Consider the following 21,492-nt stretch of genomic DNA (forward strand, 5'->3'; position numbering starts at 1 on the left):
CCGGGCCGCGAGGGTCAGCGGTGCGGCACGCAATGCCGCGGCCTGCGCGACGTCACACAAGAGGACGGGCGGCCTCGGATCTATTCGCATGACTGTGCGGAATTCCGCACGCGAAGGGCGTGTTCTGTGCGGCAGCTCGCACCACGGGTGTCAGCGGAACGACCAGGGCGCGAGCGGGCATCGGGCGATGTGTGTGCAGCAAATGGGCTTTTTCGGCCTTATCCGCTTTCCCTTGCAATCTGGCACGCATCTTGAAGACTATCCCGGCAGCGCGCCGCCGGGCGCGTGCTGACAAACCCGACTGGGAGGAGAGAGATGCAATTCCGCAAGATCGCCGCGACCGCCGTGGCTATCAGCTTCATGGCCGGTGGCGCCGCCTTCGCCGCCTGCGACTCGGGCGAGATCGTCATCAAGTTCAGCCATGTGACGAACACCGACAAGCACCCCAAGGGCATTGCCGCCTCGCTGCTGCAGGAGCGGGTCAACAACGAGATGAACGGCAAGGCCTGCATGGAGGTTTATCCGAACTCGTCGCTCTACGACGATGACAAGGTGCTCGAGGCGATGCTGCTGGGCGACGTTCAGCTCGCCGCGCCCTCGCTCTCGAAATTCGAGAAGTTCACCAAGAAGTTCCGCGTCTTCGACCTGCCGTTCCTGTTCGAGAACGTCGCCGCGGTTGACCGCTTCCAGGCATCCGAGACCGGTCAGGCGCTGCTCGACTCGATGCAGAAGCGCGGGCTGCAGGGCCTCGCCTACTGGCACAATGGCATGAAGCAGTTCTCGGCCAACAAGCCGCTGCTGCTGCCGGAGGACGCCAAGGGCCTGAAGTTCCGCGTGCAGCCGTCGGACGTGCTGGTCGCGCAGATGGAAGCACTCGGCGCCAATCCGCAGAAGATGGCGTTCTCCGAGGTCTACGGCGCGCTTCAGACCGGCGTCGTCGACGGGCAGGAGAACACCTGGTCGAACATCTACGGCCAGAAGTTCTTCGAGGTGCAGGACGGTTCGACCGAGACCAACCACGGGATCATCGACTACCTGGTCGTGACCTCGGCCGAGTGGTGGGCCGGGCTCGACGACGACGTGCGCACCCAGCTCAAGACCATCCTCGACGAGGTGACCGCGGATCGCAACGGCGACTCGAGCAAGGTCAACGAGGAGGCCAAGGAGGCGATCATCGCGGCCGGCGGCGTCGTGCGCCAGCTCACGCCCGAGCAGCGCGCGGCCTGGGTCGAGGCGATGAAGCCCGTCTGGGCGAAGTTCGAGGGCGACATCGGCGCCGACATCATCGCGGCCGCGCAAGCCTCGAACGCGTCGAACTGATCCGAGAGTCGAAGACCCGCGCGGCGTCCGCGCCGCGCGGGTTATCCTGAAAGAACAACAGGCGCGGGGCATCCAGACCCTGTGCTCAGAACCCGCAAGGGCCGACCCCGGGGGGAATGTCCATGTCCGGCCACTACGAGGCTCGAACCACGCTCGGACGCGTGATCAACGAGATCGAGGAGACGCTGATCGCGGTCTTCCTCGGGTTGATGACCGTGATTACCTTCGTCAACGTCGTCGCGCGCTACGTCTTCAACGCGAATGTTCTCTGGGCCCTCGAGGCGACCGTCTTCCTCTTTGCCTGGCTCGTGCTCTTTGGCGTCAGCTATTGCGTGAAGATCACGGCACATCTGGGTGTCGACGCGCTGGTCAGCGTGTTCTCCCCACCGATCCGGCGCGTCATCACCATGTTCGCGCTGATCGCGACACTGGCCTATGCGGTGCTGCTGCTCGTGGGCTCATGGGACTACTGGTACAAGTTCGCGACCACGGCCTCGTTCCTCGAGGTCAATGACGTGCCCTTCCCGGACTGGATACAGATCGCGCTCGGCCTGACCGACGAGGGCGAGCCGCTCTACGACTACCTGCCGCGCTACATCCCCTATTTCATCCTGCCATTCGGCATGGCGCTGTTCCTTGCCCGGCTGCTCGAGGCGGGCTGGGACATCATCACCGGCCGGCGCACCATGCTGATCGCGAGCCACGAGGTCGAGGAGATGCTCGAGGAAGTCGCGGCACAGAGGAAGGAGGACTGATCCATGGATGTCGTCTTCCTTTTCATCCTCGTCATTGGCTTCCTGCTGATCGGCGTGCCGATCGCGGTGTCACTTGGCCTCTCGTCGATCATCTTCCTGACGCTCTACTCGGACAGCACGCTCGCCTCGATCGCAGGCACGCTGTTCAACGCCTTCGCGGGCCACTACACGCTGCTGGCGATCCCGTTCTTCATCCTCGCCTCGTCCTTCATGTCGACGGGAGGCGTTGCGCGGCGCATCATCCGCTTCGCGATCGCCTGCGTCGGGCATCTGAGGGGTGGACTGGCGATCGCCTCGGTCTTCGCCTGCATGCTCTTCGCCGCGCTCTCGGGCTCGTCGCCCGCCACCGTGGTCGCCATCGGCTCGATCGTGATCGCGGGCATGCGGCAGGTCGGCTACACGAAGGAATTCGCCGCGGGCGTGATCTGTAACGCGGGTACGCTTGGCATCCTGATCCCGCCTTCGATCGTGATGGTCGTCTATGCGGCGGCGACCGACGTGTCGGTCGGGCGCATGTTCCTCGGCGGCGTCATCCCCGGTCTTCTTGCAGGCTTCATGCTGATGCTCGGGATCTATGTCGTGGCGAGGATGCGCAACCTTCCGGCCCAGCCCTGGGTGGGTTTCGGCGAGGTCATCGACTCGGCGCGCGAAGCGGGCTGGGGCCTGTTCCTCATCGTCATCATCCTGGGCGGGATCTACGGCGGCATCTTCACGCCGACCGAGGCCGCCGCCGTTGCCGCGGTCTATGCCTTCGTCATCGCCAACTTCGTCTATCGCGACATGGGACCGCTGAAGGCGGAAGAGGGCTCGGAGTATCCGCTGCCGCTGGTGCGGAGGCCTTACGCCCTCGTCACCTGCTTCTTCCACCGCGACACCAAGAACACGCTGCTCGAGGGCGGACGCCTGACGATCATGCTGATGTTCATCATCGCGAACGCGCTGATCCTCAAGCACGTTCTGACCGACGAGCAGATCCCCCAGCAGATCGCAGAAGCCATGCTCTCGGCGGGTTTCGGGCCGGTGATGTTCCTGGTGATGGTCAACGTCATCCTGCTGATCGGCGGGCAGTTCATGGAGCCTTCTGGTCTCCTGGTGATCGTCGCGCCCCTGGTGTTCCCGATCGCGATCGAGCTGGGCATCGACCCGATCCATCTCGGGATCATCATGGTGGTGAACATGGAAATCGGGATGATCACGCCCCCGGTCGGCCTCAACCTCTTCGTGACCTCGGGCGTGGCGGCCATGCCGCTCTGGGATGTCGTGAAGGCGGCGCTGCCGTGGCTCTCGATCCTCTTCGTGTTCCTGATCCTCGTCACCTATGTGCCTTGGCTCTCGACCTGGCTGCCGACGCTGATGATGGGACCCGAGATCCTGATCAAGTAGCGGCTGCCGCATGTCGGCACCAATTGGACGGCGCGGCAGCTCCCCTGCCGCGCCGTATCTCGTGAACGGCATCGCATCGACAACGGCTGGTGCCGCGGCGGGGCGGCGCTAATCTTTCCCTGCCGATTCGGCGTGGAGGGCCCTTGCGCCGAGGCCGGACGCGACAGGAGACAAGATGCGCCGCCTCATTCCGCTCGTGCTGCTTACCGCCCTTCTGACCAATCACCTCCTCGCCGGCGCGGACGAGTCCGCGGCTCCGCCATGCGGCAATCCCGAAGGCATCTGCTCGGTCGAGAACGGCATCTACCGGCTTCGGCTTCCGGACAGCGTCGGGGCCGCCCCGGTTCCGGCCGTGATCTACCTGCACGGCTGGGGCGGCAACTCGCTCGCGGTGATGCGCGGCGCAAATCGAGTGAGCGATGCGACGGTCGCACGCGGTTATGCGCTAATCGTGCCCGAGGGCGTGCCGAAACCGGGGCGAGAGCAGCGTGACTGGGCGGTTCGCGACATGCTGAGCAACCACCCGCGCGACGACATCGCGTTCCTCGCCTCTGTGCTGGACGACGCGGCCGCCCGCGGGATCGACCGCAGCCGTGTCCTTCTGGCGGGGTTTTCGCGCGGCGGCTCGATGGTCTGGGACGTGGCCTGCCGGGCGCCGGGGCTCGCGCATGCCTATGCGCCGGTGGCTGGCGCGTTCTGGGAACCGCTGCCGGACGACTGCAATGGCCCGGTCAACCTCTTCCATACCCATGGCTGGACCGACCGCGTCGTGCCGCTGGAGGGAAGGTCTGTCGCCGATGGGCGTCTCATTCAGGGCGACGCCTTCGCGAGCCTCGCAATCATGCGCGACATGACCGGATGCGATGCGCGGATGCCCGACACTACTCCGATGGAAGCGGATGGCGGCATCTGGTGGCGCCACTGGACGAGCTGCCCCGGCGGCAGGCTCGATCTCATGCTTCACCCCGGCGGCCACGCCCTGCCCGATGGCTGGATCGATCAAGCCCTGACATGGTTCGAGTTGCTCGAGTGATCAAGCTGCATCAAAGCCAGCGGCGCGTGCGCGCGCGGTAGGCTCGATATCCCTCCCCCAGCCGCGATTCCAGCATCGCTTCTTCCGGCAGGATGAAACGACGCTCGAACACCCGAGCGAGAGGCCAGAGCAGCAGCAGGCCAAGGGGCTGCCCGGTTGTCAGCACCCAGCCCGCAAGGATGACCAGATCCGCGATATAGATGGGATTTCGGCTGAACCGGTAGGGCCCGCCTTCCACCAGCGCCGCGGGCTCCGCGCGCGGCACGATCGTGGTGCGCGCGCGCCGGAACTCCAGCGCCGCCCAGATCATCAGCGCGACGCCGGCCGCGATGACCAGCCACCCCGGCCACCGCGACCAGTCGCCCAGTGGCGACCCGAGCGCCCCAAGCGCCGAGGCGATCGCCATGGCGAGCGCGAGCCAGACCGGCGGCCAATCGAGGTGCCGCAGCCAGGTCATCCTTCGACGGGCATGTTGTCGATCAGCCGCGCCCGACCCAGCCGCGCCGCGCCGAAGATGCGCGTCGGCACGGTCGGATCGAACCGCACGACCTCGGCAAGGGTGTCGGCTTCGCGCAGCTCGACATAGTCGATCGAGGCAAAGCCCGCACCGAGGATCGCAGCGCGCGCCGCCGCCAGTTCCGACGGGATGTCCTGCCCTGCCACGATCCGCTGCGCGGCTTCGCGCAGGGCCTGGTTGAGCGTGCCGGCGACGGCGCGCTCGTCAGCCGTGAGATACCGGTTGCGCGAGGACATCGCGAGGCCATCGGGCTCGCGCAGGATCGGCGCGCCGAGGATCTCGGTGGGGATGTCGAGGTCGCGGGTCAGCCGGCGGATGACGGCAAGCTGCTGCCAGTCCTTCTCGCCGAAGATCGCGACATCGGCCTGCGCCTGGTTGAGAAGCTTGGTCACAACCTGGGCGACGCCGTCGAAATGCCCGGGGCGGACAGCGCCACAAAGCACATCCGTGAGCCCGTCGACGATGACCCTGGTCGAGAAGCCGGGCGGATACATCTCGCCGACCGCCGGCGCGAAAAGCAGATCGCACCCTCCCCTGGACAGCAGGTCCGCGTCGCGTGCTTCATTCCTCGGATAGCCGTCGAGGTCCTCGTTCGCACCGAACTGCGTCGGGTTGACGAAGATCGTCGCAACCACCCGATCCGCGTTGTGCTGGCCAAGCGCGACGAGGCTGAGATGCCCATCGTGCAGGGCGCCCATGGTCGGGGTGAGCGCCACCCTCTCGCCCCGCGCGTGCCAGCCGCGAACGCGGGCACGCAGGTCTGCAACGCTTCGGACGATGTCCATGGCCCGCCTCGATTTCCGCCACCTGCGTCGTGCTAGCGCGATTTGAGCCCGGGTGGAAGCTGGAGCTGAGGTTTGCACAGCGGCCAGTACGACCTCGGCGTGCCCGCAGGTGCGTGCGCCTCGTCCGGCGGACCGGAATGCGCCTGGTCAGGGGGGTGTTCCGGCGCGGGACGCGTCCCGAAGTGACGGCACGGTCACGCTAGAGCCAGCCTTGTGCCTCGCGCCGGACGATGCTCTCGATCATGTCGATATGCGCCTCGTCATCGTTGAGGCACGGGATGTAGTCGAAACGCTCGCCGCCGGCTTCCTCGAAGCTCTCGCGGATCTCTTCGTTGATTTCCTCGAGTGTCTCGACGCAGTCGGACGAGAAGCCGGGCGCCATGATGGCAATATGCTTGTGCCCCTGGCGCGCGAGTTCGGCGACGTATTCGACGGTGTAGGGCGTCAGCCACTCCTCGGGCCCGAAGCGCGACTGGAAGGTGGTGTGTATCTCGCCCTTCTCCCATCCCAGCCGCTCTCCGAGAAGGCGCGACGTCTTCTGGCAGAAGCAGTGATAGGGATCGCCCTTCAGGAAATAGCTGCGCGGAAGCCCGTGATACGAGGTGACGAGCGCGGTCGGGCGCTGCTCCATCGCGGCATAGGCCTTCTCGACCGAGAGCGCGAGCGCCTCGATGAACTTCGGGTCGTCATGATAGCTCGGCACGGTGCGAAATGCCGGCTGCCAGCGCAGCTTCATCAGCGTCCTGAAGGCATGGTCATTGGCCGTGCCCGTCGTGGCCGCGGCGTAGTGCGGGTAGAGCGGGAAGAAGAGGATCCGCTCGCAGCCCTGCTTCGCCATGCGCCTGATCACGCTGTCCGTGGACGGGTTGCCGTAGCGCATGCAGAAATCGACCACGACGCCCGCACCGAACTCGGCTTCCATCCGGCGGCGCAGTTTCTCCGTCTGGCTGCGCGTGATCGTAAGCAGCGGGCTCTCGTCCAGCTCGGTGTTCCAGATGCCCCTGTAGGCCTCGCCCGACGAGAACGGCCGCTTGGTCAGGACGATCCCCTGCAGGATCGGCTGCCAGATCAGCGGCGACCACTCGATGACCCGGCGGTCGGATAGGAACTCGTTGAGATACCGCCGCATCGACCAGTAGTCGGTCCCGTCAGGCGTCCCGAGATTGGCGAGCAGGATACCGACCCGCGACGGCGGAACGGGCGGGTGGTCTGGCCCGGCGTGGGCCAGCCGTCCGGTGCCCGCGATCACCTGCGTTGCCGTCGTACTGTCGAGCATCACGTTCTCCGTCCGTCACCTCGCCCCGGCGCACCAACCATGGCTTACCGCACCGCTGCGCCGAGAGGTATCCCTTCGCGGGCAAAGGTCAAACCCGTCGGCTGCGACCTATTCGACCCTGATGTGTCGAACATCACCCCGACCCGGGTGCCTTCTCTCCCGCCTTGTGCTCGGTCGTGCCGAGCGCGTCGGCAAGCCGCACCGCGGCCGACCCCGGCCGCTTGGCCTTCGGCTGGCCGGGACCAGGCGCCCAACCGGTCAGGAAAACGATCTCGAAGGTCGCCTGCACGCGTCCGTCCGGCGTCGGGAAATGCTGCGCATAGAGCTGGCAGGCGCGGGCCAGGACGTCCCGCCGAAGCGGGCGGCGGTCCCGAAGAATGCCGCTTTCGCCCATTGCCCGAAGCTCGCGCATCAGGTGAAGCGGCGTCTCGTACGTGACGGTGAAGCGCTCCGTGTCGGCGACTGGCATCGCGAATCCGGCCCGCTGGATGAGCGCGCCGAGATCCCTGATTTCGCCCATCGGCGCCACGCGGGCAGCCAGCGTCCCGGTGAGCTCGGCTTCGGCCTCGGCCAGGGACGCGCGCAGCTCGGCAAGGCTTTGTCCGCCGAAGAGCGCCGCGATCATCAGACCATCGGGACGCAGCGCATGCCGCAGCTGGACGAGATGGCCGACCGGATCGTTCAGGCCATGCATCACCATCGCCGAAACGGCCAGATCATGCGCGCCGGGCTCGAAGGCGAGGACCGACGACCATGGCCGCGCCTCGACATTCGGTTGTGGGACCGCTGCGGGAAATGGCTCGGCGAGCGCGACATGCCCGACCCCGGCCCCGACCAGCGCCCCGGGGATGACGCCAGCGCCGCCATCCACGACGGCAGCGTCCCGAAAATCCCGCTTCACCTCGGCCAGGCGCTCGATGACCAGCTGAGCCACCTCGCGGATCAGGAAGTCGGCGCCCCCGCGAAACCCGAGCCGCAGCGCCCGCGCGCGGCGGCGCGGCATGCCGGCTTCGTCGAAGATCTCAGGACGCTCTTGATTCTCCGCCATGACGACCCGCCATATAGGTGCAACGGGAGTGGCGTGCGAGGGATTTCTCGAGATGGAGCGAAGCGCGGTAGGTCGTCTGGTGACCGCAATGGGCGGCGCACTCTTCCCACCGCTTTGCCCCGGCTGCCGGGCCGAAACGGCCGAGCCCCAGAGCCTTTGCCAGAGCTGCTGGAGCGACACGGAGTTCATCGCCGGCGCGGTCTGCGATACCTGCGGCCGACCGGTGACGGGCCTTCCCGCCACCGAGCCGGGGTTTCGGTGCGACGAATGTCTGCGCAATCCGCCTGAATGGGACCGGGCGCGCGGCGTTCTCGTCTACGGAGGGACCGGCCGGCGCATCGTGCTGGCACTCAAGCACGGCGACCGGCTCGACGTCGTGCCGATGCTGGGCCAGTGGGCGGCCCGGACTGGCGAGGGACTGATCGCCGACGCCGACCTGGTGGTTCCCATCCCGCTGCACTGGACGCGCCGACTGCGGCGCCGCTTCAACCAGTCTGCCGAACTCGCGCGTGCGGCCCTGGTCGCGGCCCGAAGACCCGAGATCTATGCCCCCGAGGTCTTGCGCCGGGTGCGGCGGACGGCAAGCCAGGACGGACGCAGCCGATCGGAGCGCGCCGAGAACGTCGCCGACGCCCTTGCGGTGGCGCCGGGCGCGGAGCCATTGATCCGCGGCAAGCGCATCCTTCTGGTCGATGACGTGATGACCACCGGCGCGACGCTGTCTGCGGCCGCGACGGTCCTGCGGGCAGCGGGCGCGAAAAGCATTGACGCCCTCGTGATCGCACTGGTGAGGGCGCCGCGTGATGATTATCTGCGCGCCGAGCAACGCAAAGAACACCCTTCCGAGGAGAGCGAGGCATGAAATCTGTCGAGATCTACACGACCCCCATCTGCCCCTACTGCATGATGGCCAAGCGCCTGCTGCAGAAGAAGGGCGTGCCCTTCACCGAGATCAACGTGATGGGTGACGCGACGACCCGCTCCGAGATGGTCCAGCGCGCACATGGGCGCAATACCGTCCCGCAGATCTTCATCGGCGAAACCCATGTCGGGGGATGCGACGACCTCTTCGCGCTCGACGAGCGCGGCGGGCTCGACCCGATGCTTGCGGCGTGACCATGGAACTGCGCGCCGCCCTGTTGCAGCTCACCGCCTCCGACGACCCGGGCGCGAACCTCGTCGTGACCGAGCGGCTGTTGCGAGAAGCGGCAGCGGGTGGCGCGGAGATGGTGCTCACGCCCGAGGTCACGAACATGGTCTCGGCAAGCCGCGCGCATCAGAAGGCGGTGCTTCGCTCGGAGGCCGATGACGCGACCCTCGCCCGGCTTCGCGACGTCGCCGCCGAATGCGGCATCTGGCTTGTCATCGGCTCGCTGGCATTGAAGGGCGAACAGGACGAGCGCTTCGTCAACCGCTGCTTCGTGGTGCGACCCGACGGCAGCATCGCGGCACGCTATGACAAGATCCACATGTTCGATGTCGAGATCGGCGAGGGCGAGAGCTATCGCGAGAGTGCCGGATACCGCCCGGGTGACGCCGCGGTCACCGTGGACACGCCCTGGGGCAGGCTGGGTCTGAGCATCTGCTACGACATGCGGTTCCCCGCGCTCTACCGCGCGCTCGCGCAGGCAGGTGCCGTGATCCTGACGGCACCGTCTGCCTTCACGGTGCCGACGGGCCGCGCCCACTGGGAGGTCTTGCTGCGCGCCCGCGCGATCGAGACCGGCGCATTCATGCTCGCACCCGCGCAATGGGGTCGCCACGCCGCCAGCGAAGGGCGAACCCGCGAGACCTGGGGGCATTCCCTCGCGGTCGATCCCTGGGGCCGGGTGCTCGCGGATGCAGGCGACGGCATGGGAGTGACCTTCGTGACCCTCGACCTCGACGAAGTCGCGAAGACACGTTCGAGGATCCCGTCGCTGGCCAATGCCCGGAGCTTTACGGGCCCCTGACGTCAGACCTCGCCGGCCACCCAGAAGACCTTGGCGACGATCTGCCAGCGGCCGTCGTGCCGAAGGAGCGTCAGGGTGTCGATGAACCGGTACCCGACATAGTCGTCCTCGACCCGGACCAGGGCGGTGTCGCCCGTCACCTCGAGGTCCTGGATCTCCCACCGCGGTGCCACGCCCGACGACGGATCGAAAGCGGCCTTCACCCCGGCAATGAACGCGTCCAGCTGCTCCCATTCGAGCGCGCCGCCGAAATGGCCGATCGAGCACGCCTTGGGGTGGAAGGCACGGCGCAATCGGGGCTCGTCCGCGAGAACCATGCCTTCCACGTAATCGGCGACGACCGCCTCGATTTGTCGGCGATCCGTTTCGCTGACGCTCATGCTGACCTCCGGCTGCCCTTGGCGGACGACGTTAAGGCGCGGCGCGCGGCCGGGCAATTCGTCAGTCGGGGAGCACCGCACCGGGGTTCAGAATGCCGTTCGGGTCAAGCGCCTGTTTGATCGCGCGCATCGCGGCCAGCTTCACGGGGTCCGCGAACCGGGCCAGATCGGCTTTCTTCAGCCTTCCGATCCCATGCTCGGCCGAGATCGAGCCCCCGAGGCGGTCGGCGACCTCGTGAATCGTCGACTTGATGGCGGGGCGATCCCCGTCGTGGTCCGCGCGCGTCCGGCCCGGGGCAGGGAAGACGTTGAAGTGCAGGTTGCCGTCCCCGACATGCCCAAAGCAGTTGATGGTCAGATCGGCGTCGATCGCCGCAACCGCGGCTCCCGCCTCGTCGATGAAGCGGGGAATCGCGCTCAGCGGCACCGAGATGTCGTGCGACGAGACCGCTCCGACCCTCCGGTTCGCCTCGGGGATCGTCTCGCGCAGCCACCACATCGCCTCGCGCTGCTGTCCCGAGGTGGCAACGACACCATCCGTGGCAAGACCCGCCTCGAACAGGTCCGCGAGCGCCGTCTCGGCCCGCCCGGCCAGGTCACCGCCAGCGGGGCCGGTGATCTCGACCAGCACGCGCCATGCGGGATCGCCGTCGAGAGGGTCGCGCCAGTCGGGATAAAACCGCCGGATGAACGTTGGTCCCTGCCCGGCCATCAGTTCGAAGGCGGTGACACCGTCGCCCATCCGATCGCGCAACGCGTGCAGCAGCTTCACCGCGGCGGCCGGCGACGGCACCGCAAGCATGCCGGTGACGGTTTCGCCCGGCGCCGGGAACAGCTTCAGGACCGCCGCCGTGATAATCCCCAGCGTCCCCTCCGATCCGATCAGCAGGTGGCGCAGATCGTAGCCGGTATTGTCCTTGCGCAGGACCTTCAGGCCGTGATGGATGCTGCCATCCGCCAGCACGGCCTCGACACCGAGGCACAGGTCCCGCGCGTTTCCGTAGCGCAGCACCTGCACGCCGCCCGCGTTTGTCGCGAGGTTGCCACCGACGCAGCACGAACCCTCGGACGCCATCGACAGCGGGAAGAGCCGCCCTGCCGCCTCGGCCGCGGCCTGCACTTCGGCAAGGGTGACGCCTGCCTCGGCAATCAACGCCCCATCGTCCGGCAGGACCGCGCGAACGCGGTTCAGCCGCTCCAGGGACAGGATCACCGGCTTGGCGCCGTGATCGAGCGTCTGCCCGCCGACCAGCCCGGTCCCCCCCGAGATTGCGATCACGCCGATACTGCGGTCGTGGCACATCCTGACTGCGGCCGCGACCTCCTCGGTGGTGCGCGGACGCAGCACCGCGGCCGCCTGGCCCTGCCAGCGGTCCCGCGGCTCGCGCAAATACGCGTCGAACCGATCCATGCCCGGAAGCAGCAGGTCGCCGGCGTCGAGCCGCGCCGCGAGGGCGTCGAGATCGTCGCGGGAGGGCTCTCGCAGGGATCGCGCCGGAGTGTCCATCGTCTCGAGCTACCTTGTCAGCGCCTTGATCACGAGTTGGTCATGGCCGGGGCGCCGCCGCCCGCCTCAGCCGGTCATTGATGGCACGGCCGAGGCCGCGGTCCGGGATCGCTGCGACCGCGACTGTCCCCTGCCCGTGCATCAAGCCATCGAGCGTCCGCAGATGCGAGAAGAGATTGGCCGCGGCCTCCGCCATGTCGCCCGAGGGCGACAGGTTCAGCGTGGGAGCGTCGATGCCCTCGGGGTCGGCGCCGAAACCCAGCCAGCCCTCGCCCGCAGCCGGGGCGGCCGCGTTCAGCCGCAGCCGGATGCCCGGCGCATAATGGCTTGCAAGCTGGCCCGGCGCCCTGATGCCGCCGCCCGCCCGCCCCAGGCTGCGGCCGAGGCAGGCCTCGATGACCTCGACCGGCAAACCGCCGGGACGCAGCAAGACCGGCACATCCCCGTCGAGGCCGATGATGGTCGACTCGACACCGACCGGGCACGCCCCGCCATCGACGACCGCGGCGATGCGCCCGCCGAGACCGTCGAGGACATGGTCCGCCGAGGTCGGGCTGACCTTGCCGGACGGGTTCGCGGACGGCCCCGCCAACGGCCCGCCGAATGCTGCGAGCAACCGCCGGGCGACCGGATGGGCCGGCACCCGGATCGCCACCGTCGCGAGCCCCGCGGTCACGAGATCGCTGAGCCCTGCCTCCGGCGTCACCGGCGCGACAAGGGTCAGCGGCCCGGGCCAGAACGCGTCTGCGAGCCGCTCGAGCGCACCCCGGACTGCGGCGATCCGGCGGGCTTCATCGAGACCGGGCACGTGCACGATCAGCGGATTGAAGCGCGGCCTGCCCTTCGCCTCGAAGACATGCGCGACCGCAAGACCGTTGCGCGCATCGGCACCGAGGCCGTAGACCGTCTCGGTCGGAAAGGCGACAAGCCGCCCCTCCGCCAACAGCGCGGCGGCACGGGCGATCCCGGCATCGTCGGAAGCGAGTCGCTCGGTCTCGGGCATGATGACGCGGGTTCCGGGGTTGACTGGAAGCTGCGCGGCGCGACTTCCTTTTGAAGCCATCCCGCCTTACCCCGAGGCGGAGGGCTCAGGCAAGCTCAAGCCCGACGGGGCGAAAGACGGGGCGGGAGAGACACGCGATGAGCTACGTTGCGCCGGTCACCGAGATGATCTTCTGCGCCGAGCAGGTCGTCGGGCAATCGCGCCTCGCGCTGACCGACAGGTTCGCCGAAGCCACGGCCGAGACGCGGGCGGCCATCCTCGAGGAGGCCGCGAAGCTGTGCGAAGGTGTGCTCGCGCCGTTGAACCGTGCCGGTGACCTGACACCGGCGCGGCTCGAGAACGGTGTCGTGCGCTGCACCCCCGGCTTCGGCGCCGCCTATCGCCAGATCGCCGAGGGCGGCTGGGTCGGCATGTCTGCGCCGGCCGAGCTTGGAGGGATGGCGCTGCCGCAGTCGCTGACGGTGATGGTCAACGAGATGATGGCGTCGGCCTGCCTTGCGCTCTCTCTCAATCCGCTCATGACACAGGGACAGATCGAGGCGCTCGAACATCACGCCGAGGACTGGATCAAGGCGCTCTACATCCCGCGCCTCGCAAGCGGTGAATGGACGGGGACGATGAACCTGACCGAGCCGCAGGCCGGCTCCGATGTCGGCGCTCTTACCACCCGCGCCGAGCCGCGCGGCGACGGCAGCTACGCAATCTCGGGGCAGAAGATCTACATCTCGTGGGGCGATCACGACATCGCCGAGAACATCTGCCACCTCGTGCTCGCGCGCCTGCCGGGCGCCCCTGCGGGGACGAAGGGGATCTCGCTCTTCATCGTGCCCAAGTTCATCCCCGACGACGGCGGCGCGCCCGGCGTCGCAAACGCGGTGAAGCCGATCGGGCTCGAGCACAAGATGGGGCTGCACGGCTCGCCCACCTGCGTGATGCAATACGACGAGGCGACCGGCTGGATGATCGGCCCCGAGAACGGCGGGATGGCCGCGATGTTCACGATGATGAACAACGCACGGCTCGGCGTCGGCGTCGAGGGCATCGCCGTCGCCGAGGCGGCCCTTCAGAAAGCCGCGGCCTGGGCCCAGGAACGCCGCCAGGGGCGCACGCCCGACGGCAGTGCAACGATTGCGGGGCACGCGGACGTCCGGCGCATGCTGATGCGCATGCGGGTGCAGACGGCGATGGCACGCGCGATCGCGTATGACTGCGCGTTCTCGCTCGACATGGCGAAAGCGGCCGAGAATGGCGATGCGTGCGCCGCGCACACCGCGCGCGGCGCATTCCTGACGCCGATCGCGAAGGCGTTCGGAACCGACACCGGGATCGAGGTCTCGGGCCTTGGTGTCCAGGTCCATGGTGGCATGGGCTACATCGAGGAGACGGGGGCCGCGCAGTTCAGCCGCGACGTTCGTGTCACCGCGATCTACGAGGGAACCAACGGCATCCAGGCGATGGATCTGGTCGGTCGAAAGCTGTCGCTCGACGGCGGCGAAACGGCGCTCGACCTGATCGCCGAGCTGCGTGAGACGGAAGCTGCCGCGCGCGATGCCGGCCACGAAGCGTTGGCGGAGGCCCTAGGCTCGGCCCTCGCCGCGGCCGAGGCGGCAACCAAATGGATGGTCGCACAGAGCGACATGACCGAGCGCAACGCCGGCGCATCGGATTATCTTCGGATGTGGGCGCTCGCCCTTGGCGGGCATTACCTGATCCGCGGGGCGCTGGTCTCCGGCGACGCCGAGAGAGTGGCCCTGGCGCGCTTCGCCGCAACGCGCATGTTGCCCGAGGTCCCGGGGCTGGCGACGGCCGCGGCCGCCGGCTCGGCCGATCTCTACGCCATTCCAGCCGAACGGCTCGCGGGATGACGGCGCCCGCAGCCGCCGCGCGCGCTGGCGGGATACGCCATCCCTGGCCCGATCCGCCCGCCGCCGGCGAGATCACCGAGATCGCGCCGGGCATCCTGTGGGCGCGGCTGCCGCTGCCGATGGCGCTCGACCACGTGAACGTCTACGCGCTCGATGACGCAGACGGCTGGACACTGGTCGATACGGGGCTCGACTGGTCCCGGGGGCGTGCCGCGATGGCCGCGCTGAGGTCGGGACCGCTGGGAGGCAGGCGCGTTGCGCGTGTCATTCTCACCCATCACCATCCCGATCATGTCGGCCTTGCGGGTCCGCTGGCCGAGGAGGGCGCCGAGATCCTCGCCACCCGCGTCGCATGGCTGACCGGCCGGATGCTGACGCTCGATCGCCAGGAACGCCCCACGGCCGCGCAGATCGCCTTTCGCCGCCGGGCGGGAGTGACCGGAGCCGCGCTCGAGGCGTACGCGGCCGAGCGCCCGTTCAACTTCGCCGATTGCGTCGCGCCCCTGCCTCTCGGCTACCGGCGCCTGACGGGCGAGAGCGTGATCGAGGCCGCGGGCCGCGCATGGCGGGTCCATATCGGCGAGGGACATGCGCCCCAGCATGCCACGCTGTGGTCCGAGGACGGCCTCGTCCTTGCCGGCGACCAGATCCTTCCGGGCATCTCGCCCAATATCGGCGTCCATCCGACCGAGCCTGACGCGGACCCACTGGCCGGATGGCTCGAGTCCTGCCGCCGGTTTCTGGCGCTTGCGGAGGTGGCGGATCCGTTGGTCCTGCCCGGCCACGGCCTGCCCTTCATGGGCGCTGCGTTCCGCCTGCGGCAGCTGATCGACAACCACGAGCATGCGCTTGCCCGAATTCTCGCGGCCCTCGAGCGTCGCGCTTGCACCGCCACGGAGCTTTTCCCGGAAATTTTCAAGCGCGAGATCCGCGAGCGTGAATTCGGCCTCGCCCTGGTCGAGGCCGTCGCGCATGTCAATCACCTGCTCCATGCCGGGCGGGTGTCACGCTACGCCGACGAGGACGGTGCGTGGCGCTACCGACCCGCCTGAGTGGGCCGAAAGCTCGTTCAGGATCGGCCAACAGCGCTTCCGGGGAATTGCGCTTAGCCGCCGCCCGGGTATAGTGCGCGGCAAGACGAGACATCACCGAGAGGTCGAACCGATGGCCAGCCACGAGCACGGCAGCATGGATATCAGTGCCCACGAGCGCACTTTCGAGGGCTTCCTGAAGGCCTGCGCCATCGTTGCGGTGGGATCCGCCCTGATCCTGATCCTGCTCGCCTTCGTCGGCACCTGACGCGATCCGCGCGGATCGTCGATCCCTCAACCGGGAAATGACGCAAGAATATCCCGGCGCGCCCAGAAAGCGCGTTTCAAGGGCTATTGGAAGCGCGTCATATGGGCGCCGGCAATGCTTCGACGCCGGATTTGCCGAGCACTCCCCAACGAGTGCCCTCGAGGACGAGGCAGCTCAGGCGCCCGCCGAACACCGCACCAGTGTCGATGCCGATCCGGTTGCGACGCACGACGATCTCGTCCGATGGCGTATGCCCATGGACCACGACCGCGCCGAAATCGTCGGATGACGACAGGAACGGCTCGCGGATCCAGGTCAGGTCGCGTTCGTTCTGGGCCTCGATCGGCGTGCCCGGACGCACACCCGCATGGGCGAAGAAGTAGTCGCCCAGCCGCACGCCGATCCTGAGCCCTTCGAGAAAAGCGCGATGCGCCGCTGGCATCGCCGCACCCAGCATCGAATGAAGCTCCCGCCGGCGACGCGGGCCGACCAGCACGGCCTCGCCCGGTTCCGCGCCGTAATCGCGCAGCGTCGTCTCGCCACCGTTGAAAAGCCATGCATCGAAGGACCCCGCATCCGGGTCGTCGAGGAAATCCATGAGGTACTGATCGTGATTCCCGCGCAGGCAGACAATTCTGGGATCGCTGGCAAGTGCGGCGAGGGTTTCGATGGTTCCCCGGCTGTCCGGCCCACGATCGACGTAATCACCGACATGGACGATGCGCCAGTCGGCAACCGGCGCGGCCTCGAGATGATCGCCGATCATCCCATGGACTTCCCGCAACTGTGCAGTGCAGCCGTGGACGTCGCCGACCGCGTAGATCCGCATACCCTCGGGCGGGCGCGCCGCGCCAAGCATCACCATCGGCCTTCCCACGCTCCCAAAAAGCGAAACCCCCGCCGGTTGCCCGGACGGGGGATCAATGACTAGGCGTCATTCCGGTCCGTTGACCAGCGAGCCCGTCACGCTTCAGAGAAGACCCTCACGCTGCGCCTTCTTCCGCGCGAGCTTGCGCGCGCGGCGGATGGCTTCGGCCTTTTCACGAGCGCGCTTCTCCGACGGCTTTTCGTAGTGCTGCCGAAGCTTCATCTCGCGGAAAACGCCTTCACGCTGCATCTTCTTCTTCAGCGCACGAAGCGCCTGATCGACGTTGTTGTCGCGAACCAGTACCTGCACCTAGGTCACCACCTTTCTAGTTCGATTTGCGTCGAGGGGGCCTATATACTCGTGTGCGGGGTGCCTGTCCACCGTCACCACACGCGGCACGAGGGAGCAAACCATGGAAATCGCGCCGAAAACCGAGAGCGACCATATTGCCGCGGCGCGCGAGCAACTGTTACTCGCGGCTTTGCCGCATGTCGCCTTCGACGGATGGTCGCACCGGACCCTTGAATGCGCCATCGCCGATTCGGGGGTTGACCGGGGGCTCGCGGCGCTTGCCTTCCCGCGCGGCGGCGTCGACATGGCGCTGGGCTTCCACGAGCTGATGGATCGCCGACTTGCCGACGAACTCGCGCAGGTCGACCTCGCGAGCATGAAGGTGCGCGAGCGGATCACCTTCGCGGTCCGGCGCCGCATCGAGATCGTCGCCGATCATCGCGACGCGGTGCGCCGGGGCGCCACCCTGCTCGCCCTGCCCCATCATGCCGGCGACAGCGCGGCGGCGATCTGGGGCACCGCCGATCTTGTCTGGCGGCTCTGCGGCGACACCTCGACGGATTACAACTGGTACTCGAAGCGCGCGATCCTTGCCTCGGTCTACTCGGCCACCGTTCTCTACTGGCTCGGCGACGAGAGCACGGGCGCCCAGAACACATGGGGCTTCCTTGACCGGCGCATCGAGGATGTGATGCGCTTCGAAAAGTTCAAGGCGCAGGCGCAAGCCAATCCGGTGGCACGCGCCGCCTTCTGGCTGCCGGGGCAGCTCCTGGGGATGATCCGCGCGCCGCGAAACGCCAGCCGCGGCGGGGCGTGAGGGACCGCTGACGCCCTCAGCGCCGCGGGCCGATGCGCGTGACGTGGCCCATCTTTCGACCCGGACGTGTTTCGGCCTTGCCGTAGATGTGCAGGCCCCCGCCTTCAGCAGCAAGGCGCGGCCAGTCGTCGATCTCGTCACCGATGAGATTGGTCATGACCGCATCCGAATGCCGTTGCCCGTCGCCAAGCGGCCAGCCGGCGACGGCACGGATGTGCTGCTCGAACTGGTCGACGACACAAGCCTCGATGGTCCAGTGACCTGAATTGTGAACGCGCGGCGCGATCTCGTTGACGATCACGGGCTTGCCGGCCAAGTAGAACATCTCGACGCCCATCACACCGACATAATCGAGCGCGTTGAGAATGCGTCCCGCGACGAGCACCGCATCCTGAAGCGCGCCCTTGGGCAGGCCAGATGGCACCGTGGTCTGATGCAGGATGCCGTCGCGATGGACGTTGCTCCCGGGATCGAAGCAGACCACCTCGCCCGAAACGCCGCGCGCGGCGATGACGGAAAGCTCGGCAGTAAAGGGAACGAAGCCCTCCATGATCGCGGGCTGGCCGCCAATCCTGTGCCAGGCCGCGTCGACATCCGCCGGTCCCGAGACGCGTGCCTGTCCCTTGCCGTCATAGCCCAGACGCCGCGTCTTCAGAATAGCCGGGGCCCCGGTACGGCCGAGCGCGCCAAGAAGATCGGCCTTGCTGTCGACCTCGGCCCATGGCGCGGTCGCGACCCCGAGATTGTGGAGAAATCGCTTTTCGGTAACCCGGTCCTGCGCGATCTCGAGCGCCCCCGGGCTCGGTCGCATCACCGTCGAGAGCGCGAGCGTCTCGGCGGCCTTGGCGGGGACGTTCTCGAACTCGCATGTCACCACGTCGCATCCCGATGCGAACTGGCGCAGGGCGGCGGTGTCGTCATAAGCGGCGCAGGTCACGTCCGCGGCAACGTCCCCGGCAGGCGGCGAGGCACTCGGCTCGAAGACATGAACGCGGAACCCGAGCCGTGCAGCGGCAATCGCCAGCATGCGGCCAAGCTGGCCGCCCCCGAGAATACCGATCGTCGACCCCGGCTTGAGCGGCGTCGAAGCCTTGGGCTTGCGCTCGCGGATCGGATGGCGCGGCTCGACCGTGGCATGCGTGCTCTCAGTCAATTTCTGGCTCCTCGGCAACCGCTTCGGTCTGCGTCCGGCGCCAGCGATCGAGACGCTCGGCTAGCGCAGGATCCCCGGCCGCGAGTTGCGCGCAGGCAAAGAGCGCCGCGTTCGCGGCGCCCGCCGCACCGATCGCGAAGGTGGCGACGGGAATTCCCTTCGGCATCTGGACGATCGAGAGCAGGCTGTCGAGTCCCGATAGCGCCTTCGACTGCACCGGGACGCCCAGCACCGGAACAGGCGTCTTCGCGGCAAGCATGCCCGGCAGATGCGCGGCCCCGCCCGCCCCCGCTATGATTGCAGCCAGCCCCCGCTCGCGCGCCGCCTCGGCGTAGGCAAACAACCGATCGGGCGTGCGGTGGGCCGAGACGATCTTCACTTCGTGCGGAACGGCAAGGGCATCAAGGACGGCGGCGGCAGCCTGCATGGTCGGCCAGTCAGACTGGCTTCCCATGACGATCCCTATGCGCGGGGCGGCCGTTCGTGGCTCGGCGGGGCTGTCGCTCACGCGGGCGATTCCTTCTTGTTCTCAGGCAAGCTGACGCGTGACGCGCTTCGGTGCAGTGGACGACGCGCCAGGGCCTGACTCAGGCGATGATATCGGGGTAGAGGGCGTCTTCGATACGGGTGATCTGGTCTTTGAGGCTCAGCTTGCGTTTCTTCAGCCTCCGAAGCGCAAGCTGATCCGGGCTCGGCGTCTGCGCGAGCGCCGTGATCGCATCGTCCAAGTCCCGATGCTCCTGCCGCAGCTCGTCGAGCCGGGCGCGAAGATTCTCTTCCTGATCCACGAGATCCATTCGGAGTCGCTGCACCCGATGGCATGATGCGAGGCCCCTTTATACACAAACCCCTTCGTGCTCGGAAAGCCTTTCGCGCGCCGGGCCGCACCGGGTAGCGTCTTGCCGGATACCTGGCGCGCCTTTAAGTCACGAACGGGCGCTGCGCCCGGGCACGAAGCGATCAAGGGAGCCGCGATGCTGACCAAGGTCCTGTTCACGGCTGGGATTGTGGTGGTCGTGCTCATCGTGGTGCCATGGCTGATGCGGGCCCGCGCGCAACGTCCCGGCCCGACGCCGCCGACGCGCGTCGAGGACCTCATCCGATGCCCGCGATGCGGGGTCTACCGGGGCAAGCACGACCCATGCGAGTGTGGCTTGCGCTCAACATCCCACCGGTGACTTCGCAACCCCCTTCCGAATGGGCTTTGCCGTGCTATATCGCGGACACCGACCGGCATGAGCCGGCGCCCGGTTCGCGACAAGGGAACCTTTAACCGCATGGATTTCCTGCTGATCATCGCCGGGCTCGTGCTGCTTCTGGCCGCCGGCGACGCATTGGTTCGGGGCGCTGTGGCTTTGAGCCTTCGGCTCGGCGTTCCGGCAGTGATCGTGGGAGCCACTGTCGTCGCATTCGGAACCTCGGCGCCCGAGTTGCTGATCTCGGTCCAGGCCGCGATCGAGGGCTCGCCAGGGATCGCGCTCGGCAACGTGGTGGGCTCGAACATCGCGAATGTCTGGCTCGTGCTCGGGCTGCCGGCGCTGATCACGCCGATTGCCGGCTGCGGGAAGGATGCACACCGCAATCTCTGGTTCATGCTGCTGTCGACCGCGATCTTCACGGTCCTGCTGCTGCCCGGGACAATCTGGTGGTGGGGTGGCCTGGTGCTGATCGGCGTGACCGCGCTCATGGTCGCCGACTCGATCCGCCATTCAATGGAGATGCGCGCGATCAATGGCGAGGCATCCGAGGAGATCGCCGAACTCGAAGACGTCGACCCGGACATGCCCTCGTGGAAGATCCTCGGCCTGATCACCGCATCGCTGATCGGCCTGCCACTGGGCGCGCAGCTCCTGATCGACGGCGCGCGCGGGATCGCAAGCGAGTTCGGCGTCTCGGAGACCGTGATCGGCCTGACCCTCGTCGCGCTGGGCACCTCGCTGCCGGAACTGGCGACCACCCTGATGGCGGCGATTCGCGCTCAAGCCGACGTCGCCATCGGGAACGTCGTGGGCTCGAACATCTTTAACGTGACTTTCATCATCGGCGCCGCGGCACTGGTCGGGCCGATGGAGGTCCCCCACGAGATCTTGTGGCGCGACAACTGGATCATGGTTGCGGCGGCGCTGACACTGGCACCATTCGTGCTGACATGCCGGCGCATCTGCAGGGTCGCGGGAAGTATCTTCCTGCTGCTTTACGGGGCCTTCTTGGTCTTCGCGGTGGTTGGCTGAGGAGAGGAC

Annotated in this window: 24 protein-coding genes; 12 read left to right on the forward strand and 12 right to left on the reverse strand. The window is 67.6% G+C overall.

What is annotated here, in order from left to right; genetic code table 11:
- Nucleotides 1-315: 315 nt before the first annotated feature.
- The 4 genes from H0I76_RS16220 (at nt 316) to H0I76_RS16235 (ending at nt 4,491) form a co-directional block, all read left to right on the forward strand.
- The gene (locus H0I76_RS16220; RefSeq protein WP_200612150.1) at nt 316-1,320 is read left to right on the forward strand and encodes a TRAP transporter substrate-binding protein; all 1,005 of its coding nucleotides are present in this window, start codon (nt 316-318) and stop codon (nt 1,318-1,320) included.
- Between the two features lie 122 nt (nt 1,321-1,442).
- Nucleotides 1,443-2,075, forward strand: a complete 633-nt coding sequence (locus H0I76_RS16225) for a TRAP transporter small permease (protein ID WP_200612153.1) — start codon at nt 1,443-1,445, stop codon at nt 2,073-2,075.
- A gap of 3 nt (nt 2,076-2,078) precedes the next feature.
- Nucleotides 2,079-3,458, forward strand: a complete 1,380-nt coding sequence (locus H0I76_RS16230) for a TRAP transporter large permease (protein ID WP_200612156.1) — start codon at nt 2,079-2,081, stop codon at nt 3,456-3,458.
- Between the two features lie 175 nt (nt 3,459-3,633).
- Complete coding sequence (locus tag H0I76_RS16235) at nt 3,634-4,491, forward strand: alpha/beta hydrolase family esterase (protein ID WP_200612159.1); 858 nt, start codon at nt 3,634-3,636, stop codon at nt 4,489-4,491.
- Between the two features lie 10 nt (nt 4,492-4,501).
- Here the strand turns inward: H0I76_RS16235 and H0I76_RS16240 are convergent, their stop codons facing one another.
- The 4 genes from H0I76_RS16240 to H0I76_RS16255 all read right to left on the reverse strand — a co-directional run bounded on the left by H0I76_RS16240 (nt 4,502) and on the right by H0I76_RS16255 (nt 8,117).
- Nucleotides 4,502-4,948, reverse strand: a complete 447-nt coding sequence (locus tag H0I76_RS16240; RefSeq protein WP_200612162.1) for a methyltransferase family protein — start codon at nt 4,946-4,948, stop codon at nt 4,502-4,504.
- On the reverse strand, nt 4,945-5,793 hold the full coding sequence (panC, locus tag H0I76_RS16245; RefSeq protein WP_200612165.1) for a pantoate--beta-alanine ligase: 849 nt from the start codon (nt 5,791-5,793) through the stop codon (nt 4,945-4,947). Before panC ends, H0I76_RS16240 begins: the two co-directional genes overlap by 4 nt.
- 199 nt (nt 5,794-5,992) lie before the next feature.
- The gene (gene hemH / locus H0I76_RS16250; protein WP_200612167.1) at nt 5,993-7,069 is read right to left on the reverse strand and encodes a ferrochelatase; all 1,077 of its coding nucleotides are present in this window, start codon (nt 7,067-7,069) and stop codon (nt 5,993-5,995) included.
- A gap of 133 nt (nt 7,070-7,202) precedes the next feature.
- On the reverse strand, nt 7,203-8,117 hold the full coding sequence (locus H0I76_RS16255) for a class I SAM-dependent methyltransferase (protein ID WP_200612169.1): 915 nt from the start codon (nt 8,115-8,117) through the stop codon (nt 7,203-7,205).
- A gap of 52 nt (nt 8,118-8,169) precedes the next feature.
- On the opposite strand from H0I76_RS16255, the gene H0I76_RS16260 reads away from it, so the two are divergent.
- From H0I76_RS16260 to H0I76_RS16270, 3 genes are read left to right on the forward strand one after another with little or no spacing between them, the layout of a single operon-like run.
- On the forward strand, nt 8,170-8,979 hold the full coding sequence (locus tag H0I76_RS16260; RefSeq protein WP_200612171.1) for a ComF family protein: 810 nt from the start codon (nt 8,170-8,172) through the stop codon (nt 8,977-8,979).
- Nucleotides 8,976-9,233 carry a glutaredoxin 3 gene (gene grxC, locus H0I76_RS16265; protein WP_200612185.1) on the forward strand — a complete coding sequence of 86 codons (258 nt, stop codon included), beginning with the start codon at nt 8,976-8,978 and terminating at the stop codon, nt 9,231-9,233. The genes H0I76_RS16260 and grxC overlap by 4 nt, the downstream gene beginning before the upstream one ends.
- A gap of 2 nt (nt 9,234-9,235) precedes the next feature.
- The gene (locus H0I76_RS16270) at nt 9,236-10,069 is read left to right on the forward strand and encodes a carbon-nitrogen hydrolase family protein (protein WP_234455397.1); all 834 of its coding nucleotides are present in this window, start codon (nt 9,236-9,238) and stop codon (nt 10,067-10,069) included.
- A gap of 2 nt (nt 10,070-10,071) precedes the next feature.
- On the opposite strand, the gene H0I76_RS16275 is transcribed toward H0I76_RS16270, so the two are convergent.
- From H0I76_RS16275 to H0I76_RS16285, 3 genes are all read right to left on the reverse strand, one after another.
- The gene (locus H0I76_RS16275; RefSeq protein WP_200612188.1) at nt 10,072-10,449 is read right to left on the reverse strand and encodes a nuclear transport factor 2 family protein; all 378 of its coding nucleotides are present in this window, start codon (nt 10,447-10,449) and stop codon (nt 10,072-10,074) included.
- Between the two features lie 61 nt (nt 10,450-10,510).
- Nucleotides 10,511-11,956, reverse strand: a complete 1,446-nt coding sequence (locus tag H0I76_RS16280) for an FAD-binding oxidoreductase (RefSeq protein WP_200612191.1) — start codon at nt 11,954-11,956, stop codon at nt 10,511-10,513.
- Between the two features lie 40 nt (nt 11,957-11,996).
- Nucleotides 11,997-12,959: an L-threonylcarbamoyladenylate synthase gene (locus H0I76_RS16285; RefSeq protein ID WP_200612511.1), complete on the reverse strand. Its 963-nt coding sequence runs from the start codon at nt 12,957-12,959 to the stop codon at nt 11,997-11,999.
- Nucleotides 12,960-13,096: 137 nt separating this feature from the next.
- On the opposite strand from H0I76_RS16285, the gene H0I76_RS16290 reads away from it, so the two are divergent.
- The 3 genes from H0I76_RS16290 (at nt 13,097) to H0I76_RS16300 (ending at nt 16,123) form a co-directional block, all read left to right on the forward strand.
- Nucleotides 13,097-14,824, forward strand: a complete 1,728-nt coding sequence (locus H0I76_RS16290; protein WP_200612193.1) for an acyl-CoA dehydrogenase — start codon at nt 13,097-13,099, stop codon at nt 14,822-14,824.
- Nucleotides 14,821-15,876, forward strand: coding sequence for an MBL fold metallo-hydrolase (locus H0I76_RS16295; protein WP_200612202.1), 1,056 nt, complete (start codon nt 14,821-14,823; stop codon nt 15,874-15,876). The genes H0I76_RS16290 and H0I76_RS16295 overlap by 4 nt, the downstream gene beginning before the upstream one ends.
- 112 nt (nt 15,877-15,988) lie before the next feature.
- Nucleotides 15,989-16,123, forward strand: coding sequence for an aa3-type cytochrome c oxidase subunit IV (locus H0I76_RS16300; protein ID WP_200612205.1), 135 nt, complete (start codon nt 15,989-15,991; stop codon nt 16,121-16,123).
- A gap of 97 nt (nt 16,124-16,220) precedes the next feature.
- On the opposite strand, the gene H0I76_RS16305 is transcribed toward H0I76_RS16300, so the two are convergent.
- Nucleotides 16,221-16,988, reverse strand: a complete 768-nt coding sequence (locus tag H0I76_RS16305; protein WP_200612208.1) for a metallophosphoesterase family protein — start codon at nt 16,986-16,988, stop codon at nt 16,221-16,223.
- 105 nt (nt 16,989-17,093) lie between these two features.
- Nucleotides 17,094-17,300: a 30S ribosomal protein S21 gene (gene rpsU / locus H0I76_RS16310; RefSeq protein WP_200612211.1), complete on the reverse strand. Its 207-nt coding sequence runs from the start codon at nt 17,298-17,300 to the stop codon at nt 17,094-17,096.
- Between the two features lie 103 nt (nt 17,301-17,403).
- Here rpsU and H0I76_RS16315 point away from each other — a divergent pair, with 103 nt between their 5' ends.
- Nucleotides 17,404-18,099 carry a COQ9 family protein gene (locus H0I76_RS16315; RefSeq protein ID WP_200612217.1) on the forward strand — a complete coding sequence of 232 codons (696 nt, stop codon included), beginning with the start codon at nt 17,404-17,406 and terminating at the stop codon, nt 18,097-18,099.
- Between the two features lie 16 nt (nt 18,100-18,115).
- Here H0I76_RS16315 and H0I76_RS16320 read toward each other — a convergent pair whose 3' ends face one another.
- The 3 genes from H0I76_RS16320 to H0I76_RS16330 all read right to left on the reverse strand — a co-directional run bounded on the left by H0I76_RS16320 (nt 18,116) and on the right by H0I76_RS16330 (nt 20,049).
- Nucleotides 18,116-19,210, reverse strand: coding sequence for a 5-(carboxyamino)imidazole ribonucleotide synthase (locus tag H0I76_RS16320; RefSeq protein ID WP_200612514.1), 1,095 nt, complete (start codon nt 19,208-19,210; stop codon nt 18,116-18,118).
- 34 nt (nt 19,211-19,244) lie between these two features.
- Nucleotides 19,245-19,706 carry a 5-(carboxyamino)imidazole ribonucleotide mutase gene (gene purE, locus H0I76_RS16325; protein WP_200612517.1) on the reverse strand — a complete coding sequence of 154 codons (462 nt, stop codon included), beginning with the start codon at nt 19,704-19,706 and terminating at the stop codon, nt 19,245-19,247.
- Between the two features lie 133 nt (nt 19,707-19,839).
- The gene (locus H0I76_RS16330) at nt 19,840-20,049 is read right to left on the reverse strand and encodes a YdcH family protein (protein ID WP_200612220.1); all 210 of its coding nucleotides are present in this window, start codon (nt 20,047-20,049) and stop codon (nt 19,840-19,842) included.
- A 438-nt stretch (nt 20,050-20,487) separates the two neighbouring features.
- On the opposite strand from H0I76_RS16330, the gene H0I76_RS16335 reads away from it, so the two are divergent.
- A complete protein-coding gene (locus H0I76_RS16335) occupies nt 20,488-21,483 on the forward strand; it encodes a calcium/sodium antiporter (RefSeq protein WP_234455384.1) in 996 nt (331 codons plus the stop codon).
- Nucleotides 21,484-21,492: the final 9 nt, after the last annotated feature.

It is taken from the genome of Thermohalobaculum xanthum, assembly GCF_016623495.1.
Taxonomy (GTDB): Bacteria; Pseudomonadota; Alphaproteobacteria; order Rhodobacterales; family Rhodobacteraceae; genus Thermohalobaculum; species Thermohalobaculum xanthum.